This is a genomic window from Rhizobium sp. TRM96647 (assembly GCF_025780115.1).
Classification (GTDB): Bacteria; Pseudomonadota; Alphaproteobacteria; order Rhizobiales; family Rhizobiaceae; genus Mycoplana.
Genome location: NZ_JAOXHF010000018.1, coordinates 28,621 through 54,132, shown reverse-complemented (window position 1 = coordinate 54,132; position 25,512 = coordinate 28,621). Strand labels below are relative to the sequence as shown.

Annotated in this window: 22 protein-coding genes; 3 read left to right on the top strand and 19 right to left on the bottom strand. The window is 63.8% G+C overall.

What is annotated here, in order from left to right:
• Positions 1-3 precede the first annotated feature (3 nt).
• From nosZ to OCK02_RS23645, 7 genes are all read right to left on the bottom strand, one after another.
• Complete coding sequence (nosZ, locus tag OCK02_RS23675; protein ID WP_263815153.1) at positions 4-1,929, bottom strand: TAT-dependent nitrous-oxide reductase; 1,926 nt, start codon at positions 1,927-1,929, stop codon at positions 4-6.
• Positions 1,930-1,949: 20 nt separating this feature from the next.
• A complete protein-coding gene (locus OCK02_RS23670; RefSeq protein ID WP_263815152.1) occupies positions 1,950-4,106 on the bottom strand; it encodes a NosR/NirI family protein in 2,157 nt (718 codons plus the stop codon).
• A gap of 478 nt (positions 4,107-4,584) precedes the next feature.
• Positions 4,585-6,195: a copper resistance CopC/CopD family protein gene (locus OCK02_RS23665; protein ID WP_263815151.1), complete on the bottom strand. Its 1,611-nt coding sequence runs from the start codon at positions 6,193-6,195 to the stop codon at positions 4,585-4,587.
• A 58-nt stretch (positions 6,196-6,253) separates the two neighbouring features.
• Positions 6,254-6,784, bottom strand: a complete 531-nt coding sequence (locus OCK02_RS23660) for a YcnI family protein (RefSeq protein ID WP_263815150.1) — start codon at positions 6,782-6,784, stop codon at positions 6,254-6,256.
• A gap of 219 nt (positions 6,785-7,003) precedes the next feature.
• Positions 7,004-7,354, bottom strand: a complete 351-nt coding sequence (locus OCK02_RS23655; protein WP_263815149.1) for a hypothetical protein — start codon at positions 7,352-7,354, stop codon at positions 7,004-7,006.
• Positions 7,355-7,667: 313 nt separating this feature from the next.
• Positions 7,668-8,426, bottom strand: a complete 759-nt coding sequence (locus OCK02_RS23650) for an SDR family oxidoreductase (protein ID WP_263815148.1) — start codon at positions 8,424-8,426, stop codon at positions 7,668-7,670.
• Between the two features lie 100 nt (positions 8,427-8,526).
• Positions 8,527-8,937: a cupin domain-containing protein gene (locus OCK02_RS23645; RefSeq protein ID WP_263815147.1), complete on the bottom strand. Its 411-nt coding sequence runs from the start codon at positions 8,935-8,937 to the stop codon at positions 8,527-8,529.
• A gap of 321 nt (positions 8,938-9,258) precedes the next feature.
• Between OCK02_RS23645 and OCK02_RS23640 the strand changes: the two genes are divergently transcribed.
• Positions 9,259-9,618 carry a response regulator transcription factor gene (locus tag OCK02_RS23640; protein WP_263815146.1) on the top strand — a complete coding sequence of 120 codons (360 nt, stop codon included), beginning with the start codon at positions 9,259-9,261 and terminating at the stop codon, positions 9,616-9,618.
• A 71-nt stretch (positions 9,619-9,689) separates the two neighbouring features.
• Here the strand turns inward: OCK02_RS23640 and OCK02_RS23635 are convergent, their stop codons facing one another.
• The 8 genes from OCK02_RS23635 to hlyD form a co-directional block, all read right to left on the bottom strand.
• Positions 9,690-10,328 carry a response regulator transcription factor gene (locus OCK02_RS23635; RefSeq protein WP_263815145.1) on the bottom strand — a complete coding sequence of 213 codons (639 nt, stop codon included), beginning with the start codon at positions 10,326-10,328 and terminating at the stop codon, positions 9,690-9,692.
• Between the two features lie 208 nt (positions 10,329-10,536).
• On the bottom strand, positions 10,537-11,175 hold the full coding sequence (locus OCK02_RS23630) for a response regulator transcription factor (protein ID WP_263815144.1): 639 nt from the start codon (positions 11,173-11,175) through the stop codon (positions 10,537-10,539).
• An 88-nt stretch (positions 11,176-11,263) separates the two neighbouring features.
• On the bottom strand, positions 11,264-12,799 hold the full coding sequence (locus tag OCK02_RS23625; protein WP_412178908.1) for a mechanosensitive ion channel family protein: 1,536 nt from the start codon (positions 12,797-12,799) through the stop codon (positions 11,264-11,266).
• 154 nt (positions 12,800-12,953) lie between these two features.
• Positions 12,954-14,243, bottom strand: coding sequence for a sensor histidine kinase (locus OCK02_RS23620; RefSeq protein WP_263815143.1), 1,290 nt, complete (start codon positions 14,241-14,243; stop codon positions 12,954-12,956).
• A gap of 84 nt (positions 14,244-14,327) precedes the next feature.
• On the bottom strand, positions 14,328-15,440 hold the full coding sequence (locus OCK02_RS23615; RefSeq protein WP_263815142.1) for an ABC transporter permease: 1,113 nt from the start codon (positions 15,438-15,440) through the stop codon (positions 14,328-14,330).
• A gap of 1 nt (position 15,441) precedes the next feature.
• Positions 15,442-16,587, bottom strand: a complete 1,146-nt coding sequence (locus tag OCK02_RS23610; RefSeq protein WP_263815141.1) for an ABC transporter permease — start codon at positions 16,585-16,587, stop codon at positions 15,442-15,444.
• A complete protein-coding gene (locus tag OCK02_RS23605) occupies positions 16,584-18,326 on the bottom strand; it encodes an ATP-binding cassette domain-containing protein (protein WP_263815140.1) in 1,743 nt (580 codons plus the stop codon). The genes OCK02_RS23610 and OCK02_RS23605 overlap by 4 nt, the downstream gene beginning before the upstream one ends.
• Complete coding sequence (hlyD, locus tag OCK02_RS23600) at positions 18,323-19,333, bottom strand: secretion protein HlyD (RefSeq protein WP_263815139.1); 1,011 nt, start codon at positions 19,331-19,333, stop codon at positions 18,323-18,325. The genes OCK02_RS23605 and hlyD overlap by 4 nt, the downstream gene beginning before the upstream one ends.
• Before the next feature lie 320 nt (positions 19,334-19,653).
• Here hlyD and OCK02_RS23595 point away from each other — a divergent pair, with 320 nt between their 5' ends.
• Entirely contained in the window at positions 19,654-20,088 is a 435-nt protein-coding gene (locus tag OCK02_RS23595; protein WP_263815138.1) for an EF-hand domain-containing protein, read from the top strand.
• A 91-nt stretch (positions 20,089-20,179) separates the two neighbouring features.
• On the opposite strand, the gene OCK02_RS23590 is transcribed toward OCK02_RS23595, so the two are convergent.
• The 4 genes from OCK02_RS23590 to OCK02_RS23580 form a co-directional block, all read right to left on the bottom strand.
• The gene (locus OCK02_RS23590; protein ID WP_263815173.1) at positions 20,180-21,799 is read right to left on the bottom strand and encodes an MDR family MFS transporter; all 1,620 of its coding nucleotides are present in this window, start codon (positions 21,797-21,799) and stop codon (positions 20,180-20,182) included.
• A 78-nt stretch (positions 21,800-21,877) separates the two neighbouring features.
• A complete protein-coding gene (locus tag OCK02_RS23585) occupies positions 21,878-23,035 on the bottom strand; it encodes an HlyD family secretion protein (protein ID WP_263815172.1) in 1,158 nt (385 codons plus the stop codon).
• 351 nt (positions 23,036-23,386) lie between these two features.
• Positions 23,387-23,575 (bottom strand): hypothetical protein, encoded by a 189-nt coding sequence (locus OCK02_RS26280; RefSeq protein ID WP_412178911.1) that lies wholly within the window; start codon positions 23,573-23,575, stop codon positions 23,387-23,389.
• 216 nt (positions 23,576-23,791) lie between these two features.
• Positions 23,792-24,367 carry a hypothetical protein gene (locus tag OCK02_RS23580; RefSeq protein ID WP_263815137.1) on the bottom strand — a complete coding sequence of 192 codons (576 nt, stop codon included), beginning with the start codon at positions 24,365-24,367 and terminating at the stop codon, positions 23,792-23,794.
• 197 nt (positions 24,368-24,564) lie between these two features.
• Between OCK02_RS23580 and OCK02_RS23575 the strand changes: the two genes are divergently transcribed.
• Positions 24,565-25,467 (top strand): MBL fold metallo-hydrolase, encoded by a 903-nt coding sequence (locus OCK02_RS23575; protein WP_263815171.1) that lies wholly within the window; start codon positions 24,565-24,567, stop codon positions 25,465-25,467.
• Positions 25,468-25,512: the final 45 nt, after the last annotated feature.

Genomic DNA, 25,512 nt, shown 5'->3' with positions numbered 1-25,512 from the left:
CGATCAGGCTTCCTTCGGTTCCACGAACATGCGGCCGCGCATTTCCATGTGCAGGGCATGGCAGAACCACTGGCAATAGTACCAGTAGACGCCGGGATTGGCCGCAACGAAGGTGACCGAACTCGTCTGCTGCGGCCCGATCTCCATCGCCACGCCATGGTTGCCCATGGTGAAGCCGTGCGTCAGGTCGTCGATCTCGTCGAGGTTGGTGACGATCACCGTGACCTCGTCGCCTTCCTTCACCGTGAAGCTCTCAAGGCTGAAGCTCGGTGCGACCGAGGTCATGTAGACGCGCACCTTGTTGCCGTCGCGGATCACGGCATCGGCCCATTCGTCGATATTGACGCCATCGGCGTCCGCCTGCTTGCGGGTTTCGGCCCAGAGCGGGTCGTTCCGGTCCCAGACCGAGCGGATGTTCGGCAGGATCGAAGGCGCGACGGCGATCGCGTCATGCGGCTCGGCGAAATTCGGGCCGTCATGCACCAGCACCATCTTGTCGCCCGAGATGTCGATAAGCTGATCGTTCTCCGGCTTCAGCGGACCGACGTTCAGGAACCGGTCCTTGGAGAACTTGCAAAGGCACACCAGCCAATCATTGGCGGCATCCAGCGTCTCGCCCATGACCGTCTTCAGGTGGCCCGGCTGGTACTGGACGTCGAGCTTGTCCTTGATCGGATCGATCTTCTCTCCGGCATAGGCGCGGATGGCCTCGTCAATATTCCACTTCACCACCTGGCTGTCGAGGAAGAGCGACGTATAGGCGTTGCCGCGCCCGTCGAAGGCGGTGTGCAACGGGCCGAGACCCAGTTCCGGCTCCGCTACCACGGCGCTGCGCGGTTCGGCATTGTCGTAGAACAGCGCGTCGAACTTCGTCACGTCCAGCACGGTGACGGTGGGCGAGAGCTTGCCGGCAACGCACAGGTGCTTCTTGTCCGGCGCCATGTTGCAACCGTGCGGGTTGTTCGCGATCGGGATATAGCGGGTGAAGAGCGACTTGGCTTCCTTGCGGCCGTCCAGCACCTTGACGCCGTTGATCTCCTCGTACTGGCCCGCTGCGATGGCCTTTTCGATCTCGGCGAGGTTGAAGACGACGACATGGTCCATCTCGGACTTCGTCATCTCCTCCAGCGTCATCCCCATTTCCGAGTTGTAGCTGGTCGAAAACGCCCACTTGCCCTCGTAGTCGGCTTCGCAATTGTCGAGGTTGCCCGAGACCTTCACCTGCCAGGCCACATCCCATTTGTCGGCGTCGACGGCGGTGAAGATATTCACGTAGGTCGAGACGTCCGTCATGGTCGAGCCGTCATTGACAAGCGGCGCCTCGTCCTCGCCGTTGCAGAACACGTAGTTCGAACGCGGCCATTTCTGCGGGCGCATGCCGTGGATCCCCTTGGCATTGGGAATTTCCAGGATGGCGTCGGTCTTCATCACGTCGCAGCGCACGCGCGCCACGCGGGTGTTGGCCTTGTCGTTCATGAACAGGAAGCGACCGTCGTACTTGCCCTCGGTGAAGGACATGTGGACATGGTGCAGGTCGCCGTTGTCGTGGATCTGCTTGCCGTTGGCGGCGAGCTGCTTCTTCGTCTTCTCCGACATCGTGCGCTGGTGGATGCGGATCGATTCGTTGGTCTGCCCCCAGCCGGTAGCCGAGCAACGGTTGAACACCGGCACCCGCATCAGCTCACGCATCGAGGGGATGCCGAGAATGCGCATCTCGCCGGTCTGGCCCGAGGACCAGAAGCCGTAGTAGTCGTCCAGCTTGCCGGGCGCGACCGAACCGTCGGCCCCGGCGGCACGGGCAGGCGTGGCCAGGCCCGCAGCTCCGAGGCCGAGCGCCGCCGGGCCCATCGTGCCCGCCAGAACGGCAGTGCCTGCCGTGGCGCTGAAGAGAGCACGGCGGCTCAGCCCCTTGTTGTCCTTCGATTCCATGATCGGCTTTCCTTCCTTTGTTAAACCTTGGCTGCAGGTTGGTGGATCGGGGCGCCACCAGGGCTCGCCGCCAGCTTGGCCCGCGATTTCATCTTCTTGATCACGACGGGGCAGACGGTTTCGGACTGGTAGAGCACCTGGCAGTGCAGACAGTTGATGCACTCGTTCGGGTTGATCTCGCCGGTGCGGTGGATCGCCTGCACCGGGCACTGGTTGGAGCAGGTCTGGCAGGGGTTTCCGCATTCGTGGTAGCGCTTGAGCCAGTCGAACATGCGGATCCGTGCGGGGATCGCGAGCGCGGCACCCAGCGGGCAGAGGTAGCGGCAATAGAACCGCTCGACGAAGAGCCCGGCCACCAGCAGGGCTGCGGCATAGGCGACGAACGGCCAGGCGCGGATGAACTTCAGGATGATCGCCGTCTTGAACGGCTCGATCTCGGCCAGATGCTCGGCCTGCTCGACGCTGATCAGGGACACCCCGAAGAGGCCGAGGAAGATCATGTACTTGATCGGCCAGAGGCGCTCGTGCAGCCCCCAGGGCAGCGTCCATTGCGGGATGCGCAGCTTGCGCGCGATCTGGTTGGTCAGTTCCTGCAGGGCACCGAACGGGCAGAGCCAGCCGCAATAGGCGCCCCGCCCCCAGAACAGCAGCGCGGCGGCGACGGCGAACCACAGGATGAAGGTCAGCGGGTCGAGCAGGAAGGCCTGCCAGCTGAAGCCGTTCACGAGGCTGCCGAACAACGCCATCAGGTTGACGACGGAGAGCTGCGCATTGGCGTACCAGCCGAGGAAGACCAGCGTCGCCGCCAGGAAAGTCATGCGGAAGATGTAGAAGCCGCGGGCGCTTCGGACCGCATAGGTCTGGAAGAAGAACACGCCCGTGAGCACGACGAGCATCGACGCCAGAACCCCAATCTTCAGCTTCGAATCCTGCCAGATGCGCTTCCACAGGTCTGTCTGCGCACTCCCCTCGTCGCGATCGGCGACGGCAGCGACTTCCTTTACCGGCGGGGCGACGGCGCGCAGGTATTTCTGCGGCAGTTGGTAGGCGAGATCGAACGTATGGAAGACCTTCTCGATCGGCCCGACCTCGCGATGCGCCAGGAGCTGGATGCGGAAGGGCTTTGCCGGATCGAAGCCGACATTGGCGGGGATGCGGAACAGGTCCATCTCGGAGAATTCCGGCGCGCCGGCAAGGGCGATGCCTCCGAGGCGGCGATGGTCGCGGTCGCGGAAGCGCACGGAGATATCGTCCTGGATCAGCACGATGCGGTCGAAGATGCCGCCGCGCACGTAGCCGGACCCCTTGAAGGAATAGAGCCCGCGTCCGAACAGGGCGACGGCGTTCTCTCCCTCGCCCAGCCAGCCGCGCAGGTTGGTTTCCTCGGCCTTGCCGAGCAGGGCCGCACCGATGGAGGGCACCGAGACCAGCGCCGCCTGCATGTCGATGAAGGTGGTTTGCGGTGCTTCCGCAATCGCCCGCTCGCGGCTGCGCTCGTCGGGATGGTCGGCGAAAGCGGCATTGACCTGCGCCACGTCCAGCGACAGCCGGCGCAGCGTCCCGTCACCTTCGGCCTCGACCCAGTCGGTCGGCGGGGCGGCTTCGGGATCGATCTCGAAGCGCGGGCCGGCATTGGCCGTTTCCGGGGCGAGCCCGCCAAGGCCGAGCGCCCGCGCGACCTTCAGCCCGGACCGAACGATCGAATCGTCGATCACCATCACCGTCACCGTCGCGCCCGAGATGATGTCCACCTCGTGCGCCGTGCCGCCGGATTTCGCCTCGGCGAGGAGATCGAGGCCGGCATAGCCTTCGACCAGCGCCTTGACCTTCGCCTCCGGGATGCCGATCAGGACGATGGGCTCGGAGTGCTTGACCAGACGGACGCCGACGATCTTCGCATCCTGGCCCACGGCCACGAGCGTATGGATCGGCTTGCCGGAATAGCCCGTCGTTCCCACGAAATCCGAGGTGACGAAGACCCAGGCCGCCGTCTTTCCGTCCTTCAGCACCGGCGCCACCGCCAGGTCTTCGCGCACCGGCCCGAAGCCTTCGGCGCCCGGCACGATATCGGCAGCCGTCACGGTGGGCAGATACTCCTGCAGCACGGATCGCGCGCTGGCGGAGGCCGTGAAGCACAGGCTTGCGCAGAGCAGAAGAAGGAGACGGACGAGCTTCATTGCAGGACGTTCCTGCAAATCGCGGTCGCACTGTCGGCGCGCTTGCGCGACGGGCAGGGTGCCAACAGGAGAGGATGCCCGGTCCTGAACGGCATCGCTGCGCCGCGAACGGAATAGGCGCCGCGCAACGGCTCCGGTCCGCTGTCCCTTCCAGGATGCCGAGAGAATTCCCTACCGTTCATAGCCCCGCTGGCCCTTTCCAATGTCCCGACCAATTCGTGGCCGGAACTTAGCGGGGCGAAGCCGGAAGGGTTTGCGCGAGATCAAGGACCGGGACAGTTCATGGCGCGCATCGCCGACGCAAGGAACGATTGCGGACCTGTTCTGGACCGCAACGTGGCTGCATCGGCCGGGCATTGAGCGTTGTTCTCGATCTCAATTGACGTTTGACAAGACCTGCGACATTTGCGCCCAGGCCGCGCTTGCGGAACCGGGCGTGGCCACGGGAACGTCGATCTCGATCATCCTAGCCGTCAGGTCATGGCTGCACCTCGATGGCTTCGTGCAGCCGCAGGAGTTCGAAGTCGCCGACCAGAACGTCGATCCGCACCTGCCATTGACCGGCCAGGGGGATGACGACATCCCGGGCCTTCCACGTACCGTCCGTCTGCAACTGGGCTTTCCTGCGCATCGGCTCGACGCCTGCCTGCGCGTTCGAAAGAACGAAGGTGACCTCCTTGGCATTGAGCGGCTTGAAGTCGGCGCCAAGGAGCACAGCCGAAATCTCGACCGGCCCGGCACGCCCCGGAGCGACCGTCACCTCCACCATCGCCTTGTCGGAATGGATATGGACGGTGGCCGGTTGGGCGGCCGCGACGGCAAGCGCGCGCGGCGGCGGCGTGAACCGCCAGGTCGCGGCGACCGCGAAGATCGCAACGACGATCAGGGTCTCGACGACGACGGCCCGGAAAAGCCGGCGCACGGCCTTGCGCTCCCCCCGCGCCGCAGGCCCGGTGAGCATCCAGCGATTGACGGCGACGAGGCCGAACAGAACCGCCAGCAATCCGGTCTTCGCCAGGAGCACGTTGCCATAGGCTGTGGAAAGGAGTGCGGCGGGCTCGCGGACCTGGATCACGGCCAGCAGCAGGCCGGCCAGAATGAGAAGGGCGACGCAGAGCGGGATCAGCCGGGAGAACCGGTCGAGCGCCCGCCGGCCGGCATCCTTGTCGCATCGCAGCGCGGACGCCAGCGGCAGAAGCGCGCCGACCCAGATCGCGATCGTCAACGCATGGACGAGCACCGCCGGTCGCGTCAGCCATTGTGGAGCGGCCGCACTCGCATGCCCGCTCAAGGCCAGCGCAACGCACCCGGCAACGAGCGCGGCAAGGGACGTCGTCCGGTTCAGCACCGCCGATCCGGATCGCCCCGCCACGACGGCGAGGCAGAAGGCCAGCGTCAGGACCGCGACGGTCGGACCGAAGCTCGTCGCGAAGCCAGCCTTCCACACGGCCGCATCAAAGAAGCCGGCGAGCGGCGCACCGAGGGCATCGAGGCCCTGCAGACCGAGGGAGAGGACGGTCGTGCCGAGACCGGTCCACGTCGCCGCTCCGACAAGCCGGGAGCCACCGCCCACGCCGGAGATCAACCAGCGCGCGGCGAAGACGCCGCCGATGCCGAAGCAAAGGCCGGCATACGTCACGACCTTGGCCAGCCACAGCGCGGAGCGCACCGGCCAGTCGATCGCTTCTGCTGCCGCCTGCGGCGCGCTTCCCGGCGCACCGATCGAAAAGAGCGTCGACCCCGCGACCGGATGCCCATCCTCCGACACGACGCGCCAGGTCAGCACATGGGTTCCCGGCCCGAGACCGTCGGGCGCGGTGATCTCCAGCGTTGTGTCGCGAAGGACGAACCCGTCGAGCGCCCTCGCCTGCCCGTCGGGCAGGATGAGCTTCAGCACCAGCGGCGAAACCGGCTCGCTGAAGGACAGGGAGAGCGTTTTCGGCGGTGCAGCCACGACCGCCCCGTCCGGCGGGACCGCCGCCGTCAGCGACGCATGCGCCAGCGCCATGCCGGCCAGGCAACACCAGAGGATGCCGGCCAGGAATGCCACGATGCCGGGGCGACCAAGGCTGCGGTTGCGAACGAACACGAACAATCTCCGAGTGACGGGAATGGCCGGCGCCCGAGAGGCGCCGGCCGACTGGTTGTCAGTGGCCGCCGGCGGCCTCGAGCAGCTTTACGCCCGGCGCGGGAAGCTCGAGATCGTCCGCCGACTGGCCTTCGGCCGGAATCTCGATCCAGCGTTCGGCCATGCCGTCCGGGCACTCCTGCACGACCGGGAAGTAGAGCGTCTCACCGGCCTTCAGATCCTTCGTCAGATAGGCCCGGATGACGAACTCGTCATATTCGTCGTCGGCGAGGTTACCGCCGCTCCAGACGACCTCCTTCACCCCTTCGCTGGTCGGCGTGCCGTAGTAGTCATAGGAATTCGCATAGGCGCCCTTGACCTTCTCCAGCGTCCAGCCGGCCTTCGGCTGCGGCTTGACCGCGATCACGCCCTCGGGGATCTGCACGCGGACCGTGAGCGTCGGCTTGCCTTCGCAGCCGTGCGGCACCTGGAAGATCGCCCGGTAGGTCGAGCCGACCGGCGCTTCCTTCAGTTGCAGCGAGACATGGGCGAAGGCAGTTCCCGCGCCGAGCGCGAGGACGGCAACGGTGGCAAGTGTTCTCTTGAACATGGTCAGTCTCCAATAGAGCCGGTCATCCTGCCGGCAAGGTTCGAAAGGGAAAAAGGAAACGATAGCGGGATCGCGGGGGGCGCCGGATGGCGCGACCGATGACAGGACAGATGGCGGCTGCGACCGGAGGAAGCCCTGCGGCGTCCCCCTCCCCGACCGCAGGCGCGGTCAAGCGGGTTCATCGTGTCATGTCGGTCTTGTCAGGTGCCGGCCCGGCGATCAGGCAGCCGCAGGGGGGCCGCGAGGATGGCCGGGAAGATCGTCATAGGCCGGACCGATGGGCTCGGAAGTGCCATAGAACATCCGCTGCGAAGGCTGCGCGAGCGGATTGAAGAGGACCGCGACGGCGCGGTCGGTCGGAACGAAGCCTGTCGCCACGCCACAGGCAAGCGTGCAGCAGTCCGGCGCAAGCGGCCGGTCCGTGCCCGGCGCGGACGCCGGCTGCTGTTCTTCCGTGTGGGTGATGCAGAGCGGGTTGCCGAACGCATCGACCATCGACGGGCCGGCGCCGGCTCCAAAGGCGAACGTGCCGAGAAGGGCCTGCAACGCAAACAGCACGACGGCGGCCAAGGCCACCATTCCGCTCCTGCGCTGTTGCATCCGTTTCTTCATCGATCCCTCTCGCGGCGAGCCTTACCAAGCAGGCCCCGCCATGACCAGCCTCCCCGCCACGCCTAATTGTCGCATGTTTGCGATTCAGCAATCAGGAAAGCAAGGAACGGCCAGGCACCGTAAATGGCTCGAATCGTCGTACGGAGGCCATCAGGCAATGTACGGAGGCCGCCATTGGCCCATTCGTCACACGAACGTCAACGACAAGGGGCCGCTCGAAAGCGAAATCGGCCGGGGGCAAGAGCGTCCCCGGCCGCCAGCGTTCTTGAAGTCAGGCTGCGGTTTGGGTGCGTTGCCTGAACCAGGTCTTGACGTCCAGCTTGCCGAGTTTTGCCGGCCCGAGCGGAACCAGGGACTGGTCGTCGACGAGGGAGCCGAAATACCGGGCGTCCTTGTCGATGACGACGGTGCGCGCATCATGGGTGGCGGCAAGATAGCCCGCGAGGAACTCGTTCATCGGCTTCTTCTCGGGACCGGCGATTTCGATGGTCCGGTTCAAGGGTGCCGAGACTGCAGCTTCGGCCACGAAGGCCGCGACATCATCGGCGGCGATCGGCTGGAACGCGCCGGGCGAAGCGTGAACGGTCTGGCCGGTCGTCGCGCCATCGACGATACCGCTCATGAATTCCATGAACTGGGTCGAACGGATGATGGTGTAGGGAACGCCGCCCCTCTTCACCACAGCTTCCTGCGCAATCTTGCCCGGAAAATAGCCGTTGTCGGGCGACCGCTCGATGCCGACGATGGAGAGGGCCACGTGATGGGGAACGGCAGCAGCCTTTTCCGCCTCGATCAGGTTCGACGTCGCCTGCTCGAAGAACGAGAGAACGGCACTCGGCTCGAACGATGGCGAGTTGGCGAGATCAACGACCACCTCGGCGCCCTTGAGCGCGCCGGCCAGCCCTTCGCCCGTCAGCGTGTTCACGCCGGTCGCAGGCGACGCCTGCAGGACGTCGTGCCCTTCCCGCCTCAGAAGTGCGGCAACCTTGGTTCCGATCAGGCCGGTGCCTCCGATGATGACGACGCGCATGGCTAAGCTCCTTCTTTGAGAGAATTCTACCGGCAGGACTGTCCTGCCCTGGGGAAAGGGGATGACGGCGATCATTCCGCCGTCGGTCGCATCGACTTTCTCAATCGTCGAAAGTCGTCAGTTCCGTTTCGTCCGTGTCGACGACGAACACCGCCAGCAGCTTTGCCGGCTCCGTTTCGCTGGCGTTTGCGCTCACCCGGTGATGATCGCCGGGCACCTCGATCCAGTTCTCGCCGGTCTCGTAGACCTTAACCGGTCCATCGTTGATCTGGCTCTTGATACTGCCTTCGATCACCGTCGCGCTGATGAACGCGCTCTTCGGATGGGTATGCGACGGGTTGTGGCCACCCGGTCCGTATTCGACCAGGACGCCGCGTACGCTCTTGCCGGGCACATTCGGAAGCGCGTGGTCGAATACCAGCGTGACCTTGGCATTATAGGGCTTTTCTGCCGCCGCCGCGGGAAGCGCGAGCATCGTCAGCCCGAGCAAGCCATTCGCCAGCAATCGCATGGCATCTCTCCTTCTTCACCTGTTGGATGAGGCCTCGATGCTATACGGCGCCTGCGGGACGGGCATAGGTATACGTAGGTTTCGCGACCGCACCGCGCCTCGGTTGCGAAGCGGCAGGCGACGCGTACCCCTGCCGCTGGCAAACCTTAGTTTGCATTGACGCCAGCACCACCGAAGGCCGACAATTGCGTTGTCTTCAACATGCGGGGAAAGGTATCTCTGCCGGAAGTCCAGCCTTTCGCCTCACCACCGTGTCGCCGATGGGCACCGGTGCAACCGGGAAGAGAAGCGCATCACCGACCTCACATGGAAATGCATCCGATGCTGATTGCCATAATTGATGACGACGAGGCGGTTCGGGTGTCACTGCTCGATCTGGTGGAGATGTTCGGATACGCCGTCGAGACCTTTGCATCCGCACCGGAATTTCTGAGTTCGCCGCGGATCGCGGAGATGCGATGTCTCCTCCTGGACATCTCGATGCCGGGAATGACCGGGATCGATCTCTACAGGGAGCTGACACGCCGGGACGTCAGAATACCTGTCGTGTTCATGACGGGTCACGCCCAGGATGCGCTGGTTCGCGAAGCGAAGCAGGCCGGCACTTGCCTGTTCAAGCCATTTGCCGGCGGCGAGTTGCGTACGGCCATCGAGAAGGCGATCCGAACGGCCCCTGGCTGAGCCTCGGGCGGCGGCATCGCCCGGCAGCCTGCGCAGGGGCCTCGACGCAGAGGCGCCTGAACCCTGCATGCTCAGTTCTTTCGGAGCTTTTCGACCTTTCGCACGAGGTCGGCAAGGGACCGGCTGTGCATCTTGCGCATGACGCTCATCCGATGCAGCTTCACCGTCATCTCGCTGATCCCGAGTTCATAGGCGACCTGCTTGTTCATCAACCCGCTGACCACGCCGAACATCACCTGCTGTTCTCTCGGCGTCAACGTGTGTGCGAGGGCTTCGATGTGATCGCGCTCGGCTTCCAGCTTGCGCCTCTCTTCGTCGATCCTGATTGCGTTGTCGACGGCGGCCAGCAAGTCGTGGGTGACAAACGGCTTGGTGAGGAAATCGCACGCGCCGGCCTTCATCGCCCTGACACTGGCTGCAACATCGGCATGCGCGGTCAGGAAGATGACGGGCATGCGGCTTCCGGTCGAGATCAGCCGGCTCTGCACGTCCAGGCCGGTTTCGCCCGGCATCCGGAGATCGATCACGATGCAGCCGGGGCCCGTCGTGTCGACGGCGGCGAGGAACTCGGATCCGCTCGCATAGGCCGAAGCCTGCCGATGCGTGACCAGGAAAAGATCAAGCAAGGCGTCCCGCATGTGCTTGTCGTCATCGATGACGTAGACCACCGGCTCCGCCACTCGATCAGTCTCCGTCTCAAGGCTTTCCATGGCTGATCCTCCACGCGATCCGGCCCTGCGCGCAGTCCGGGGAATGTGGCGGGCGAACCTCGCGGAGGGACTGCGGCGGCAGCGGAAGAAATCTATCACGGGTCCCCGGCGCTGGGACGGTAGACCTTGGTTTACACCGCAGCGCCGCCAGACCTGGAAAGGCTCCGGCGCACTGATCGACCTGGCAAGCCGAGGCAGCCGGTAGACCTTACAGCACGCCGCGGTGGACCTCGTCGAAGATGCGCACGACATCGGCGACCGATCGGGCGTCCAGCTTCTTCATCATACGGCCCCTGTGGAGCTTGACCATGATCTCGCTGATCTTCATCTCATGCGCGATCTGCTTGTTCATCAAGCCCTTGGAGACGTATCCGAACACCTCCCTTTCGCGCGGAGTGAGCCTCTCCACCAGGGTCTTTACCTGCAGGATCGCCGCATCCCTGGCGCGAAGTTCGGCATTGCGTTCGAGCGCCTGCTTCGTCGCCTGCATCAGGTTTTCCGGGCTGAACGGCTTCACCAGATAGTCAAGCGCGCCCGCTTTCATCGCCGAAACGCTGCTCGCCACGCTGGCGTTTCCCGTCATGAAAATGATCGGCAGCGGATATCCGAGCCCGATCAGCTTCGCCTGCAGTTCGAGCCCGGTCATGCCCGGCATCCTGATGTCGAGGAGGATGCAGCCGGGCTGCGAGAGATCGGCATGCTCAAGGAAGGCTCCGGCACTTTCGAAGCCTGCCGCCTGCATCCCGGCGGATTCGAAGAAATCGACAAGCGAAGTCCGCAGGTCGGTATCATCGTCGATGATATGAATCGTCGGGACGGACTGCTGTGGGTCTGCGGCCTCAGACATTCGGCGCTCTCGGTTCTACAGGGAAACATTACCACGAGGTGATCGACCGGTCGTCGTCACGAGACGGGTACCTGCCGGTCGCGTGCGATCAGTGTCGCGATCGTGCCGCCTCCCCATGGCTTCGATTCAGTCGAAACATCGATCGTATCCGCTTCAGAAGGTCCGACGCCCTGCCATCTTCCATGTTGGCCCGATCCGGGCGCCTCTCGCCGAGACGGTTCCGTGAGGCCAGATTCGCCGCCAGATCTTCGGCAAGCTCGGGACGCTCGATGAGCAACGGCGCGAACGCGTCCTTGTCGATCTCGCAGACGACGACACGCGTGACGGCCTGCAGCGTGTGCGTTTCCTCTACGCCGGCCAGCAGACCCTGCTCGCCGAAGAAGTCCCCCGGAGCCAGTCTCGCGAGCTCGTCATTGTCCGTCCTGATGGCGACGATACCTGACCGGACGATCATGAGGCTCGCCAGCGCTTCGCCGGCGCGAACGATTTCCGCCCCGGCTGGGAACGTCCGCCGCGTTGCAAGGCTCGCGAGAGAGATGCGCTCTTCCCTGCTGAGGATGGCAAACGTCGATACCGCCTCGACAAGCCCCAGCGCCTCCGGCGTCGCGCGCTCGGCGATCTGGACGTTATCCTTGGAAACGAGCACGGCGCCCGGCGGCATCGCCAGCTCCAGACCGCTGGCCTTGCAGTGACGATAGACAAGATCGATGACCTCGTTGCGCGCCTCGCCCCGCTGTGCGGGACTGGTGACGCGGAACTGCAGTTCCACGGTGACCGCGCTCGCGTCGATGCCTGTCAGGACGACATAGGGGCTCGGTTGCTTGACGATGACGTTGCTGCTGTCGAGCACGTCGCGCATGACGTCGACGATCGCGCGGGGCATGCGAGTGGGAGCCACCCGGACAGGGAGCGTGAGCTGATGGTTCTCGTCCGGCTGGCTCACGTTCGTCAACCCGAGCTTTGCCAGGACGCTGTTGGGCAGGACCACGACGTTGTGGGCGGCGGTCAGAAGATGTGTCGAGCGCCAGTTGCTCGCCACGACCCTTCCCTCCGTGCCGTCCGACAAGGAGATCCAGTCCCCGATGACGTAGGGACGCCCCAGGGTCAGCGCGATGCCGGAGAACATGTCGCTCAGCGTGTTCTGGAGCGCCAGGCCAAGGATGATCGCAATGACACCGGATGTGGCCATCAGCGTGCCGATGGGAACGCCGAAAACGAAGGCCATGATCGACAGCGCCACGCCCAGATAGACCGTCGCGACGATCAGGTCCTGGATCAGCCTTGCCTCTCTCGGCCGATGGTCGAGAACGATATAGATGCGAACGAAGCCGATCAGGGCCCAGGCCAGATGGGTCCACCAGAGGACCTTCGCCAGAAGGAGCAACGCGCTCGCGCCGTCGAGGCTGCTCGGATCGTAGCGGATGGGCGAGGCCCGGGCATAGCCGAGCACCGCCGTCATTGCCGCGAAGAACGCAATCTGGACAATCAGCCGGACGGTGGGCCGCGACCGGCCTTGCAGGTGCCATACGACGATTCCGGCGATCCCGAGCAGGCTGATGGTCAGCGGCAGAAGGGGGACGTCATGGCCCATGTCAAACCTCACGGGGAGCAGGAGCTCGCGCATTTGAGCCGGATGGCGGCGGGAAGATACGGCGCTGCCGTTTCGCTCCGGCAACCCAGTCCGACGGTTGCAGGCTCCGGTGCGGCCGCGCATGGACGAAGGATAGTCAACAAGAGCGTCGCAAACCATCATACGAAGGTTTGCCCTTCCCTGCCGATCAGGTACCCGGGCGGATGGGAAGTGACACGACGAAGCGAGCCCCCTCGCCTTCCGTATTATAGACTCGGATGGTTCCTTCATGCTCGGCCACGATCGACCGGCATATGGCCAGGCCGATCCCGATGCCGTCCACCTTCGTCGAGAAGAATCCGTCGAAGATCCGTTCCAGGTGTTCGGGTGCGATCCCTCCTCCCGTGTCGTGCACACTGAGCGAGATCGTGTCGCCGGCGCCGTCGGATGTCCCGACCACGATTTCCCGCCTCTCCGCGCCGGCGGCCGCAATGGCCTGGATGCTGTTCAGCAACAGGTTCACGACGACCTGCTGAAGCTGGATGCGGTCACCCATGACGGCTGGCAAGCCCTCCTGCAACTGCTGGGAAAGGACGACTGCATGGAGGCGGGCTTCGGTCGAAATGAAGGCGATCGTCTCTTCGACGATTGCATTGAGATCCGCCGGCACTCGCACCGGATCACGTTTGGCCGTCATGTCCTGGATGCGGCCGATCACTCTGCTGGCACGGTGCGCGTTCTCCGCAAGCCTGGTCATGAGCTCTCTCGCCTTGGGCAGGTTTGGCTCTGCCCGGTCCAGCCATCGCGTTGCGGTGTCCGCATCGGTCGCGATCACCGAGAGCGGCTGCCGCACCTCGTGTGCGATGGTGGCGACGAGCTCGCCAAGGGCCGAGACGCGCGACGCATGGGCAAGGTCTGCCTGGACCTTCTGAAGCTGCTGCTCGGTCTTCCGTTGCGCCGTCACGTCGACCATCATGATCAGGGCGAGATCGGCGCAGTCGGGCGTTTGCGGAAATGTCGCAAAGAGCAGGACATCGAGAAGCTGGCCATCGAAGGCGCGGAGCTTCATTTCCTCGACGTGATTGCGCCGCTCGGCAAAGCGGGCCTCCACGATGCGCGCGGCAGTATCCGGACTGGCGGCGAACAGGTACCCGACAGGTCCCAGAAGGTCTTCACTGTCCGCCGCGCGCAGGAGTTCGGTAGCACTCTCATTGACGCCGGTCACGACCACCGAATTGTTGACGAGTGCGAGAAGGTCCGATGTGCGCCCGCAGTCGCTCCTGGGGCCGCCGGCGAAAAGCCCCTGTTCGTCGACAAGCCTTGTCATGCTTCGGGCATCGACCTGCCAGAGCGGCAACGGCACGTTGTCGATGAGGTTGCGATAGCGTGCTTCGCTCGCCTTCAATTCCCGGTAAACCCGGGGGGCGACCGGGGCACCGGCACTGCTTTCGCGGTCCGCTGCTGGCGTTTGGCTGTTGCGGCGACGAGCGTTCTTCATGATAGTTCTCGAACTGACTGTTTAGAACAACGCCCAGGCTGGGTATTGGCGTTCTTCGGTCCGTCGTTGCGGCCAGGGCCGGGCTCACTCGAGGCGACGCCGGAAGAGCCAGGAGGCGGCCGAAAGCGTGACGATCGCGATGATCAACAGCGGTATCGTCTGCCTCAGCACCTCGGATGCAGGAATATCCTTGAGGAAGATGCCTTTCACGACGACGAGAAAATACCGCAGCGGATTGACGGCGGTGATCGGCTGCAGCCACGACGGCATATTCTCGATCGGCGTCGCGAAGCCGGACAGGAGCGTCGCGGGGACAAGAAAGAGAAACGCGCCGAGGATCGCCTGCTGCTGCGTCATAGACATCGCCGAGATGAAGAGCCCCACCCCCGCAATCGAGGCGAGATAGAAGAGCGCACTCGCGTAAAGCAGGACGAGAGACCCGCGCAGGGGAACCTCGAAGACGAAGACCGCCGCAAGCACGTAGACGGTCATGTGGAACAGGCCGATCAGCATCGGTGGCGTGAGCTTGCCGATCACGATCTCATGCGTGCGGAGCGGCGACACCATCAACTGGTCGAACGTGCCGAGCTCGCGCTCCCGGGCGATCGACAGCGCGGTCACGATGAGCCCGATCAGAAGCGCGATGTTCGCGATCAGGTTCGGCACCATGAACCACTGGTAGATCAGGTTGGGGTTGAACCAGTAGCGCGGGACGACTTCGATCGCCGTCGTCACCTTCCGCCTGCCCGCCGGCGTCTCGACGCCCAATCCCCTGACGATCTGGGAGATATAGCCGGAGACGATCTGGGCCGCGTTCGACCGACGCCCATCCAGCAGGATCTGCAGGTCCGCCGGCCTGCCGGCCTCGATATTACGGGAGAAGTCCGGGCCGATCGTGATCGCGGCGGTCACCCGCTGGCGGTCGATCGCGGCCCGTGCCTCCTGCGGATTGTCCGTGAGGCTGACATGCCGGAACCGAGGCGAGCCATCGATGCGTGCGACGAGTTCCTCGCCCCAATGTCCCGCATCCCGGTTGAGCAGCATGACGTCGACGTTGCGGACTTCGAGCGTTGCGGCATACGAGAAGACCACAAGCTGCACGATCGGCGGACCGATCAGGATGGTCCGGCCCTTCGGGTCGCGAAGCACCGTCAGCAGTTCCTTCAGTACGAGGGCCAGCAATCTCGACCACCACATCTCAGGCAATCCTTTTGCGCGTGCTGCGGGCGGCGAGCATGAAGAAGACGAAGCCGATCAGGAACATCGCTGCGATGGAGCGCAGGAACATCGGCCAGATGTCGCCGGCGAGGAAGACGCTCTGCAGGCAGGGGATCAGGTAGCGCGTCGGCACCACGAAGGTGATCCACTGGATGACCTGCGGCATCGAATTGATCTCGAACAGAAATCCGGACAGCAGAAAAGACGGGAGAAAAGCCGTGATCAGCGCCATCTGCGAAGCCAGGAACTGGTTCTTGGTCGCCGCCGAGATCAGCAGCCCCTGCCCGAGCGCCGGAACGAGGAAGACGGCGGAGAGCACGTAGAGCGCTGCCACTGAACCGCGGAACGGGACGCCGAACACGAAGACGGCGAGCAGCACGCAAAGCGTCATCGAGGCGAGCGCGAGGATGAAATAGGGAAGGACCTTGCCGGCGAGAAGCTCGATGGCCGTGACCGGCGTCGCCATGATCGCCTCCATCGTGCCGCGCTCCCACTCGCGGGCGACGACCAGCGACGTCAGCAGCGTCCCGACGAGCGTCATGATGATGGCGATCGACCCGGGAACGAGGAAGGAACGGCTCGTCAGCTCCGGATTGAACCAAAAGCGCTGTTCGACCCAGATCGGCGCTCCCGTCGCAGCCGTCTCCGACTGCCGGAGCTGCTGCCACGTCGCCACCGCGCCCTGGACATAGCTCTGCACGAAGTTCGCCGTGTTGGGATCGGACCCGTCGACGATCACCTGCACCTGGGGATGGTTTCCGGACGTGTATCTGTCCATGAAATCCGCGGGGATAACGATGATGCCGCGAATATTCGCAAGGACTAGGTCCTCCTCGAACTCGCGGCGGTCACGTCCGGTCGTGACCGAGAAATAGCGCGAGGCCTGAAAGCTCGCCGCGAGGTCGCTGGTGACGGGGGTCACATCCTCGATGACGACGCCGACGCGGGTTTCCTTCGTGTCCAGCGAAATGCCGTAGCCGAACAGGAAAAGCAGGATCAGCGGCAGCACGAAGGCGATCAGGATGCTGCTGGGATCGCGGGCGACCTGAAGGCTCTCCTTGCGAACGAGCGCCAGAAACCGAACGCCGCGGCCGCCAATTCTTGAGCTGTTCCCGGGATCCGTCATCTGACCCCCTCCTGGTCCGAGCCCTGGACGAGCGCGATGAAGGCGTCCTCCATCGTCGGATCGGGGTTCTCCTCCGTGACGACGCTGGCCTTGAGCTCGTCGGGAGAGCCGAGCGCGATCGATTTGCCGCGATAGATCAGCGAGATGCGATCGCAGTATTCGGCCTCGTCCATGAAATGCGTCGTGACGAGCACGGTCACGCCCTTTTCCACCAGGCCGTTGATATGCGTCCAGAATTCGCGCCTCGTGATCGGATCGACGCCGGAGGTAGGCTCGTCGAGAAACAGCGCCTGCGGTTCGTGCATCACCGCACAGGCGAGCGCCAGCCGCTGCTTCAGGCCGAGCGGGAGATCCTTGGCCGACATCGACAGCCGCGGCCCGAAATCGAAGATCGACGTCATCAGCTCGATGCGCTCGCGCTTCCTGCTGCCCGTGAGGCCGTAGACGCCAGCGAAGAATTGCAGGTTCTGCCGGACGCTCAGGTCGCCGTAGAGCGAGAACTTCTGCGCCATGTAGCCGAGCCGGTTGCGTGCCTCGGCGGCATCACGGCGGAGATCGAAGCCCGCCACACGCCCCTCGCCTTCCGTCGGCTTCAACAGGCCGCAGAGCATCTTGAACGTCGTCGACTTGCCGGCGCCGTTCGGCCCGAGCAGCCCAAAGATCTCGCCGCCGGGAATGTCGAAGGTGATGTTGTCGGCAGCGGTGAAATCGCCGAAGCGCTTGACCAGCCCTTTCGCCTCGATGACGGGGCCTTCCTGTCTGGACGCCATGGACGCCTGCGCCTCCGCGAGCCTGGAGCGTCCGCCCGGCCCTCCGCCCAGCATGTCCACGAAGGCATCCTCGAAGCGCGGATCGGTGGCACTGACGTTCGCTTCGCCGCTCGCCGCAAACCGGGCCTCGCGACCCGGCGTCGTCACCAGCCTGATCGCCTCCCCCTGGATCCCGCCGTCGACGATGCCGTCCTCATCGAGAAGCTTCGCCAATGTCGAGCGTCTTCGCCCGGCGACACCGGTCACCCGGTAGACCCGCTCCTTCACCCGGTCGGTCAGCTCCTGCGGCCTGCCCGAGAACATGAGCTTGCCCTCGTTCAGCAGGAGAACGCGATCGCAGGCCTCGGCCTCGTCGAGATAGGCAGTCGACCAGACGACGCCGACGCCCTCCTTGATCAGCACTTCGACCATCTTCCAGAGATCGCGCCGGGAGATGGGATCGACGCCGACGCCGGGTTCGTCGAGAAGCAGCAACCGCGGCTTCTTCAGAAGCGCGCAGGCAAGACCAAGCTTCTGCTTCATGCCTCCGGACAGCTTTCCGGATAGGCGGGCCGAAAAGCGCTTCAGGTCGGTGAAGGTGAGGAGCTCGTCGAAGATCCCAGCCCGGTCGGGCTTCGGAAGTCCCCGCAGGTCCGCATAGAGCTCGAGGTTCTCCAATACGGAAAGGTCTTCGTAGAGACCGAAGCGCTGCGGCATGTAGCCGATGGCTGCCTGGATATCGGCTGCCCGGTCGCGGGTGCTGAAGCCGAGGACATCGACCGTGCCCCCATCGGGGGACATCAGCCCGGTCATCAGGCGGATCAGCGTCGTCTTGCCGGCGCCGTCGGGGCCGACAAGTCCCGTGATCTCGCCGCCACGGATGATGCCCGAGACCTGGTCCAGCGCCGGCTTTCCCGGCCCGAAGCGCTTGGTCACATCGTCCAGGCGGACGAATTCGGCTGTCGCGACGTGTTCGGCTGCGACGTTCATTTCCCTGCCGCCTCCATGTCCGGGAAGCGCAATGTCACTGGCATTCCCTGGCGGAGATCCTGGCCCGGAGCACCGATGACGACACGAATCCGATAGACGAGATCGGTGCGAAGCTCGGGCGTTTCGACGGATTTCGGCGTGAACTCCGCAACCGGTGATATGAAGCCGATCGTTCCGTCGTAGCTTTTGCCGGGGTGCGTATCGGATGCGACCTTGACCCTCATCCCGGGATAAATCCGTCCGAGATCGACCTCGCCGATATAGCTGCGAACCCATACGGGAGCCGTCAGCGACAGGACGTAAACAGGGTCGGATGACGACACGATCGCGCCGGGCTCCTTGATCCGGGAAAGGATCACGCCGTCGTTCGGCGCACGCAGTTCGGTGTCGGACAGCGAAGTGCGTGCGGTCAGCAGCGCCGCCTCTGCCACCTTCACCTGTGCAGCCGCCGTCGCGATGTCCTCCGAACGGCTTCCCTCCACCAGGAAGGCAAGCGCCTCCTTCGTCATGTCCGAGCGTGCTGCGGCCATGGCCCTCGCTGCGATCGCCTCATCCACCCCGGCCTCGGAAATCGTTCCGCGCTCCCGCAGCAGATGCGCTCGGTCATAGGCAAGCCGGGCCTTCTCGAGGTCGGCGACGCTGGCCTCATGCGTGGCCCGCGCCTGCGCGATCTCGGTCTGCCGTGGACCGGCGACCAGCTTCTCGTGCGTTGCCCGCAGTGCCGCGACATTCGCCTCCCCTGAAATCACCGCGTGCTCGTAGGTATCCTTGTCGAGCCGGGCCAGAAGGTCGCCTCGCTTGATCACATCACCCTCGTCGACCATGGCTTCCATAATGCGACCGTCGACGCGGAACGCGAGCGAGACCTGGCGGATGTCGATATTGCCGTAGAGGACCATCTCCTCGTCAACGTTGCGCGCAATGCCCAGGCTCGCGAGCACGTCGTATTTCCAGCCGGCAACGCCCAGTGCCGCCAACGCGATCACGATTGGTATTGCTTTGTTCATGTTCGTCTCCTGTGCAGGACCTCGCTGCGGTAAGGGAGAAAGCGCCTATCTCTGTTGGCAATCCGGCTTTCCGCCGCATTCAGGTCGAGAACCCGCTGTGCTCTGTCGCGCAACGCGACATATCCAGCCTTTGCGTCGCAAGGCCCAAAGCCCACTAAGCAACCGAACCGGCGCTGTCTGCTAGGCCAACGTTGGTATGCGTTGACGCGATCGGTGGCGAAGGACACGGATCGGTTGTCGACAAGGGAGAGATTCTCCCGAGTGACAATATTCTGAGTTGCAGAAAAGCTGATCCATCCACGCAAAGCCGAGGAGATTTCATGAAGATCGAGAGTTCCATTCTTAGCCTGATGACCCCGCGGACACGAAAGGCTCCATCGACCGCCGAAGAAGGACTTGGCGTCTTGTCGCCGCCGCCTGCGAAGACGCCCTCGGTTCGCTCTGACACTCAACGGATCGACGACTTCTACGTCCGGATGAGCAAGCAGCAGCTTGATTGGTCGGATGCCAACAAGGACGGCAAGGTGACGAAAGACGAGTACATGGACGGCCAGAAGCGGCTGGCCGAAATGAATGATCAGGAATTCGACAGCGCGCGCAGCAACGCGCACTGGGCGAAGCTCGATCCTGACGGTAAAGGCGCGCTTGACGCAAACGAGCTTCAAGACGGTCTGGAAAAGCTCCTGCCTGTCGGGGTGGGCCATCTGGATGCGAACTTCGCCGAACGCCTTCGCAGGCGTCAGACGTCGGATTGAGACCCCGCGATTGTTCGAATTCTTGAGCGCCGCAGGCCCTGGCGACAGGCAGGCTTGCGGCGCCATGCTGTTGCGTCCTCGAGCAGGCCGATCAATGTGCACCGCCACCCGCCATCTGGCCGTCAGGCTTCTTCAGGAGGAGCGTTGCGAACAAGGCGACGACGAGACCGGCCCCGAGCAGAAAGAACGCATCGCTGAATGCCATGATGTCCGCCTGCTTGCGGACGCCGGACGCGATGGCCACGACGGCCTTGTGCGCAGCGACGGCCGGATCGCTCACACCCTGTTCCATGAAGTACGACGTCAGCCTGGCGATGCGATCTCGCGTTGCCTCGTCGAAAAGGCTGATCGAATTGGTCAGGATGTTCGAATGGAACTGCTCCCGTTTCGTCAGCAGCGTCTGGAGCAGGGCAATTCCGACCGCGCCGCCGAGGTTGCGCATCATGTTGAAGAGCGCGGACGCGGAGCCTGCGTTCTCCTGTTCGATCCCCGCCGTCGCGACAACCGAAAGCGGGGCGAAGACAAGGGCCTGCCCGATGGCGCGGATGACGTTGGGCCAGAAAAGCTGGTCAGCCGCATAGTCGCCGGTGATGTTGACGTTCATGAAGTTCGAGGCGGCGAACAAGGCGAAGCCCAGGGCGATGATGATGCGAACATCGACAAGTTTCATGAGCTTCGGAACAAGCGGGATGAGGACCAGTTGCGGGATGCCGGTCCAGGCAAGCACCATGCCGATCTGCTCGGAATTGTAGCCCTGGATGCGTGCCAGATAGATGGGCAGCACGAACGCCGATCCGTATAGGGCGATCCCGAGCAATGTGTTGGCCAGAATGCCGAAGGCGAAGTTGCGTCGGGCGAGAAGCCTGAGATTCAACAGCGGGTTCTCTATTCTGAACTCGATGACCAGGAACAGCGTCAGGGAAATCACGGCGACGATGAAAAGGTGAAGGATGTGTTCCGATCCGAACCAGTCCTCCTTGTTCCCCTCCTCCAGCACCGTCTGCAGGCACGCAAGGCCGATCGCCAGGGTGGCGATCCCGGCCCAGTCGCCTTTTGCAAGCAAGGCCAGGTTCATCGGAGCCTTGTCGAGCGAAATCCAGAGCAGCCCGACCATCAACAGGCCGGGGATCAGGTTCACGTAGAAGATGAATTCCCAGCCGTAATTCTCTGTCAGATAGCCACCGATGGTCGGTCCGATGGCGGGAGCGAACGTCGCCGAGAGCGCGAAGAGTGCCAGTCCGATCGGCTGTTTCGATTTTGGCAGCAGGGTGATGATGATCGTGAAGGCCATGGGTATGAGAACCCCGCCGGCAAAGCCCTGGATCGCACGCAGAACGATCATCTGTTCCAGGTTTGTCGCAAAGGCGCAGGCGATCGAGAACACCAGAAACAGGATGGCGTTCGCCAGCAGGTATTTCCGGACCGAGAACACCTGCGAGAGCCAGCCGCTAAGCGGAATGACCACGATTTCCGCGATGAGATAGGAGGTCGAAATCCAGCCGCCGTCGTCCTTGCCGGCACCGATCGCCCCCTGAATATCGGCGAGAGACGCGTTGACGATCTGAATGTTGAGGACCGCCATGAACGCGCCCAGGGTCGATCCGACGACGGCGCACCACATCCGGGCGGCACTCATGCCGTTTCCCGACGCGAGCGCCTCGGCACGAGGCGGATGCTGTCCGTTGGCGGCAACGAGTTTATGAGTAATCATCATGCGTCTTCCGCAGGCGCGGAACCTTTGCTGTGCTGTCCAGGTGGTCGGGGGAAGGCGCAGATCCGCCAGATGCCGTCATTCCTGTTCCGAAATCCGGGCGATCCTCGTGTTGATTTTCGGTACGACGGACATTCCGGATCGAAGCTGGGCTGCCCGGGCTTCGTCATCGATAATGATCTTCACGGGAATGCGCTGGACGATCTTCGTGAAGTTGCCCGTCGCGTTGTCGGGAGGCAGCAGCGAGAACTCAAGGCCGCTCGCGGGCGACACGCTGTCCACGTGCCCCTTCACTTCCAGCTCCGGAAAACCGTCGACCTCGATGTTCACGGGCTGCCCCGGCCGGACGTAGGTCAGTTGCGTTTCCTTGAAATTGGCGACGACATAGACCGAATGGAGGGGCACGACCGCCATCAACTGCGTGCCGGCGGTGACATACTGCCCGACGCGGATCGAACGTGCGCCGAGTGTGCCGTCGACGGCCGCGACGATATTCGTGTAGGAAAGGTTCAGTTCGGCCTGTTGAACGGCTGCGGCGGCCCTGTCCCGTTGAGCGGCCGCATGATCACGCTGGCTCCTGAGCACGGGCACCTTGTCTTGCGCAGCGATCAGAGCAGCCTGGTCGCGTTGAACTGCGGCGATCGCCTGATCCATGAGGGACCGGCTTTGTTCGGCACGTGACTGTGTGCCCGCCCCGGTGCTGCTCAGCTGTGTGTCCCGTTTCGCCTCGGACTTCGCAAAGACGAGCGAGGCGTTCGAGGCATCCACCGAAGCCTCCGCCTGCCCGATGACCGACTGTTGCAGCGCGATCTGTGCGTCGATGTTTGTGATCGCGGCTTCCGAAGCCTTCAATTCGGCCAGCGCCTGGCTCAGGACAACCTGGAAGTCGCGATCGTCGATCCGCGCAAGCACCTGCCCCGCCTTTACCACCTCGTTGTCGTCGACGAGCACGTCCTTGACGTAACCCGCAACCTTGGGCGCGACGGTCGTGTAGTCCGCCTTCACGTAGGCATTGTCGGTCGTCTCGATGAACCGACCGACTGTCCAGTAGTGATGGCCGAAGTGAAAGCCATACCCCGCACCGGCAACCAGCGCCAAGGACAGGACGCCCTTCCTGAGGGCGGATTTCCGTCGGGGAGCGGGAGCGGTCGCGGGAGCCGTCGGCTCGTCGACCGCCTCCGCATCGTCTCTGTCGCCGAGGGGTTCGAATGCTTCCTTGCGCGGTAGTCCAACCATTACGATCTCCAACGGCCGTCGCATGCGGGCGTTCCTGACGCCCGAACGGCCTTACGTCGCAACCACAGAAAATTCACATCTCGCCTTGGGAGTGACCGCTCGGGCGGACATCGGCGAGAGACGCTCCTGCCCGTAGAAATCGCCACCGGCAGTGAACGCATGGTTGTTCTGGATTTTTCCCCGGCCTCAGGACAGCTATACGAAGGTTAGAGGCGGTGAGCTCGGGAAGCGGTTCAAGATCGGATGCCTGACCGGTCGACGCATCCCAGCCAAAGCAAGGGGCCGGGCCGCCCGCGCAAGGAGCCAGCCTGCTTCAACCGACAGAATGATTTCATTTGGCAATGACGGCGGCTAGCGAGCCCGCGACGGTCCGCGGACGATGTTCATCTGCAGCTCGTGCCTTGATGCGTATCTTCCGAGTATCCGGATCAGGCGCTCTTCCTCGGCCCGGCATATGCCCGCCTGCCGGCAATAGTCGGCAATATCCCATACCTGCTCCGATTTGGCATCCTCGAGCAATCTGGTGTCGCTGCAAGTCATCTTGCGCCCTTCGTGCACATATGCGCAGCCGCCGCCTCGCATGGACAAAAGCTCATCCCCCGCGAACGAATTCCGATGAAAGACTTGAAAGCGTACAGACTTGCCGCAAACGCGGAACCTATACGGGAGTTTACCTTTTGCAGCGGAGGCAGGCGAAGTCGGGCGGCTGCCCCGGCTGGCGGTGATCCGGCGCTTGCCGTTCACCGCACTTAGCACCTACGCCGGCAGTTCTTCCGCTTCCCGGCGGGTCGGCACCTGCACCGCCTGCCTGTATGCCCAGATGGTCGCGGTGATCCCGAAGATCGCCGGAAGGCTCACGGCCGGGAAGTCGCGCATGATCACGGATGGCGAGCAGATGCCGACCGCGACTTCCCACAGATGGAAGGCACCATGCGCAATCAGCCAGAGGGTCGCCGCTCCCCACAGTTCCAATCGGCGATGCGGCTTCCAAAGTCCGATCGCAAAGGCAAGCGCGACGAACCCCTGGATGATGCCGATGTCTCGAACGAAATGCTGATTGAACATGCCGGTGTCCGTGACGCCCGGAACGAAATAGTACCAGCCTTCCGGGTCATAGAGCATGTGGAGCGAGAGCCAGGCCGCAAGCAGCACATTGAACCCGACCATTCCATAAACGATGTGTCTTGACGTCTGCATTTCGACCTCCTTCAAACAGGGCGTTCGGAAATTACCATCGTGGATGGGCGGTTGCTCCCCAAACGAAGGTTTAGAGACGTGCAGGCCGATGGCCGGCCCTTGGCCGGTCAAGGCTTCGCTGGATGCGCGGGACATGGTCTCGCCAGCGGCGAAAGCAGGGCAATCAAGCCCAACGACCGTTTAGGTTCAACGCAGGTACGCTTGCCCATACAGTCCCGGCGTGGCTCGTGACCACACGTCTCTACCAAGCGAAACAGGAGAGCAACATGCCACAGGCAGAAATGAGGAAGTCGTCGCCGACCAGCCAGCAGACAGACATCAGTCCCCGGAGCATGCCAGGCTCGGGGAAACCGGGACGCGACGAGCTCGTTCCGTCGCGCTATGCGTTGCAGGTGGGCGAGATCGATGTGCTTGTCATCAGCGACGGAGTGCTGCCGCTCCCGACCGAGATGTTGGCACACAATGCCGAGCCGGCCGTACGCGCAGCATGGCTGGACGACATGTTCCTGCCGCCGGACGCCCTCGACTGGCCGCTGAATGCCGTGGTGGTTCGCAGCGGCGAACAGACCATCCTTCTCGACGCCGGCCTGGGGCTGGACCCGGACTTGAACCTGCCGCGTGCCGGGCAACTGGTCAGGCGACTGGAGGCCGCCGGCATCGACCTTGCGACCGTCACCGACGTGGTGCTGACGCACTTGCATATGGACCACATCGGCGGGCTGCTCGTCGACGGGGTGAAGGACCGGATTCGCCCGGACTTGCGGATCCACGTGGCGGCCGCCGAAGTGAAATTCTGGGAGGCTCCCGATTTCTCCCACACCGCCATGCCGCCGGGGTTCCCGGACGCGCTGCGCGCCACCGCCAAGCGCTTCACCAATGAATACCGTAGCCACCTTCGCCTGTTCGGGGAGGAGCAGGAAGTAGCATCAGGCGTCGTCGCCCGAAGGACCGGCGGCCACACCCCCGGGCACAGCGTGGTCCGCGTGTCGTCCGGCGGAGAAGGCCTGACATTCGCCGGCGACGCCGTGTTCGCGGTCGGGTTCGACCAGCCCGACTGGCACAACGGCTTCGAACACGACCCCGAGGAAGCGGCGCGAGTCCGGATCCGCCTTCTGCGGGAATTGGCGGCAAGCGGCGATCTGTTGATTGCCACCCACCTGCCGTTCCCGTCCGTCGGTCGGGTGGCCGTCGAGGGCAATGCCTTTCGCTGGGTGCCGGTGTTCTGGGACTACTGACCGCTGGTCAGCCCGATCCGATGATGCCACCGCGCGCGACGGCAC

Bases quoted from the DNA above. Each gene is read 5' to 3' on its own strand.
- nosZ (WP_263815153.1), bottom strand. From the start codon at position 1,929: ATGGAATCGAAGGACAACAAGGGGCTGAGCCGCCGTGCTCTCTTCAGC.
- OCK02_RS23670 (WP_263815152.1), bottom strand. From the start codon at position 4,106: ATGAAGCTCGTCCGTCTCCTTCTTCTGCTCTGCGCAAGCCTGTGCTTC.
- OCK02_RS23660 (WP_263815150.1), bottom strand. From the start codon at position 6,784: ATGTTCAAGAGAACACTTGCCACCGTTGCCGTCCTCGCGCTCGGCGCG.
- OCK02_RS23650 (WP_263815148.1), bottom strand. From the start codon at position 8,426: ATGCGCGTCGTCATCATCGGAGGCACCGGCCTGATCGGAACCAAGGTT.
- OCK02_RS23645 (WP_263815147.1), bottom strand. From the start codon at position 8,937: ATGCGATTGCTGGCGAATGGCTTGCTCGGGCTGACGATGCTCGCGCTT.
- OCK02_RS23640 (WP_263815146.1), top strand. From the start codon at position 9,259: ATGCTGATTGCCATAATTGATGACGACGAGGCGGTTCGGGTGTCACTG.
- OCK02_RS23635 (WP_263815145.1), bottom strand. From the start codon at position 10,328: ATGGAAAGCCTTGAGACGGAGACTGATCGAGTGGCGGAGCCGGTGGTC.
- OCK02_RS23630 (WP_263815144.1), bottom strand. From the start codon at position 11,175: ATGTCTGAGGCCGCAGACCCACAGCAGTCCGTCCCGACGATTCATATC.
- OCK02_RS23625 (WP_412178908.1), bottom strand. From the start codon at position 12,799: ATGCGCGAGCTCCTGCTCCCCGTGAGGTTTGACATGGGCCATGACGTC.
- OCK02_RS23620 (WP_263815143.1), bottom strand. From the start codon at position 14,243: ATGAAGAACGCTCGTCGCCGCAACAGCCAAACGCCAGCAGCGGACCGC.
- OCK02_RS23615 (WP_263815142.1), bottom strand. From the start codon at position 15,440: ATGTGGTGGTCGAGATTGCTGGCCCTCGTACTGAAGGAACTGCTGACG.
- OCK02_RS23610 (WP_263815141.1), bottom strand. From the start codon at position 16,587: ATGACGGATCCCGGGAACAGCTCAAGAATTGGCGGCCGCGGCGTTCGG.
- OCK02_RS23605 (WP_263815140.1), bottom strand. From the start codon at position 18,326: ATGAACGTCGCAGCCGAACACGTCGCGACAGCCGAATTCGTCCGCCTG.
- hlyD (WP_263815139.1), bottom strand. From the start codon at position 19,333: ATGAACAAAGCAATACCAATCGTGATCGCGTTGGCGGCACTGGGCGTT.
- OCK02_RS23595 (WP_263815138.1), top strand. From the start codon at position 19,654: ATGAAGATCGAGAGTTCCATTCTTAGCCTGATGACCCCGCGGACACGA.
- OCK02_RS23590 (WP_263815173.1), bottom strand. From the start codon at position 21,799: ATGATTACTCATAAACTCGTTGCCGCCAACGGACAGCATCCGCCTCGT.
- OCK02_RS23585 (WP_263815172.1), bottom strand. From the start codon at position 23,035: ATGGTTGGACTACCGCGCAAGGAAGCATTCGAACCCCTCGGCGACAGA.
- OCK02_RS26280 (WP_412178911.1), bottom strand. From the start codon at position 23,575: ATGACTTGCAGCGACACCAGATTGCTCGAGGATGCCAAATCGGAGCAG.
- OCK02_RS23580 (WP_263815137.1), bottom strand. From the start codon at position 24,367: ATGTCCCGCGCATCCAGCGAAGCCTTGACCGGCCAAGGGCCGGCCATC.
- OCK02_RS23575 (WP_263815171.1), top strand. From the start codon at position 24,565: ATGCCAGGCTCGGGGAAACCGGGACGCGACGAGCTCGTTCCGTCGCGC.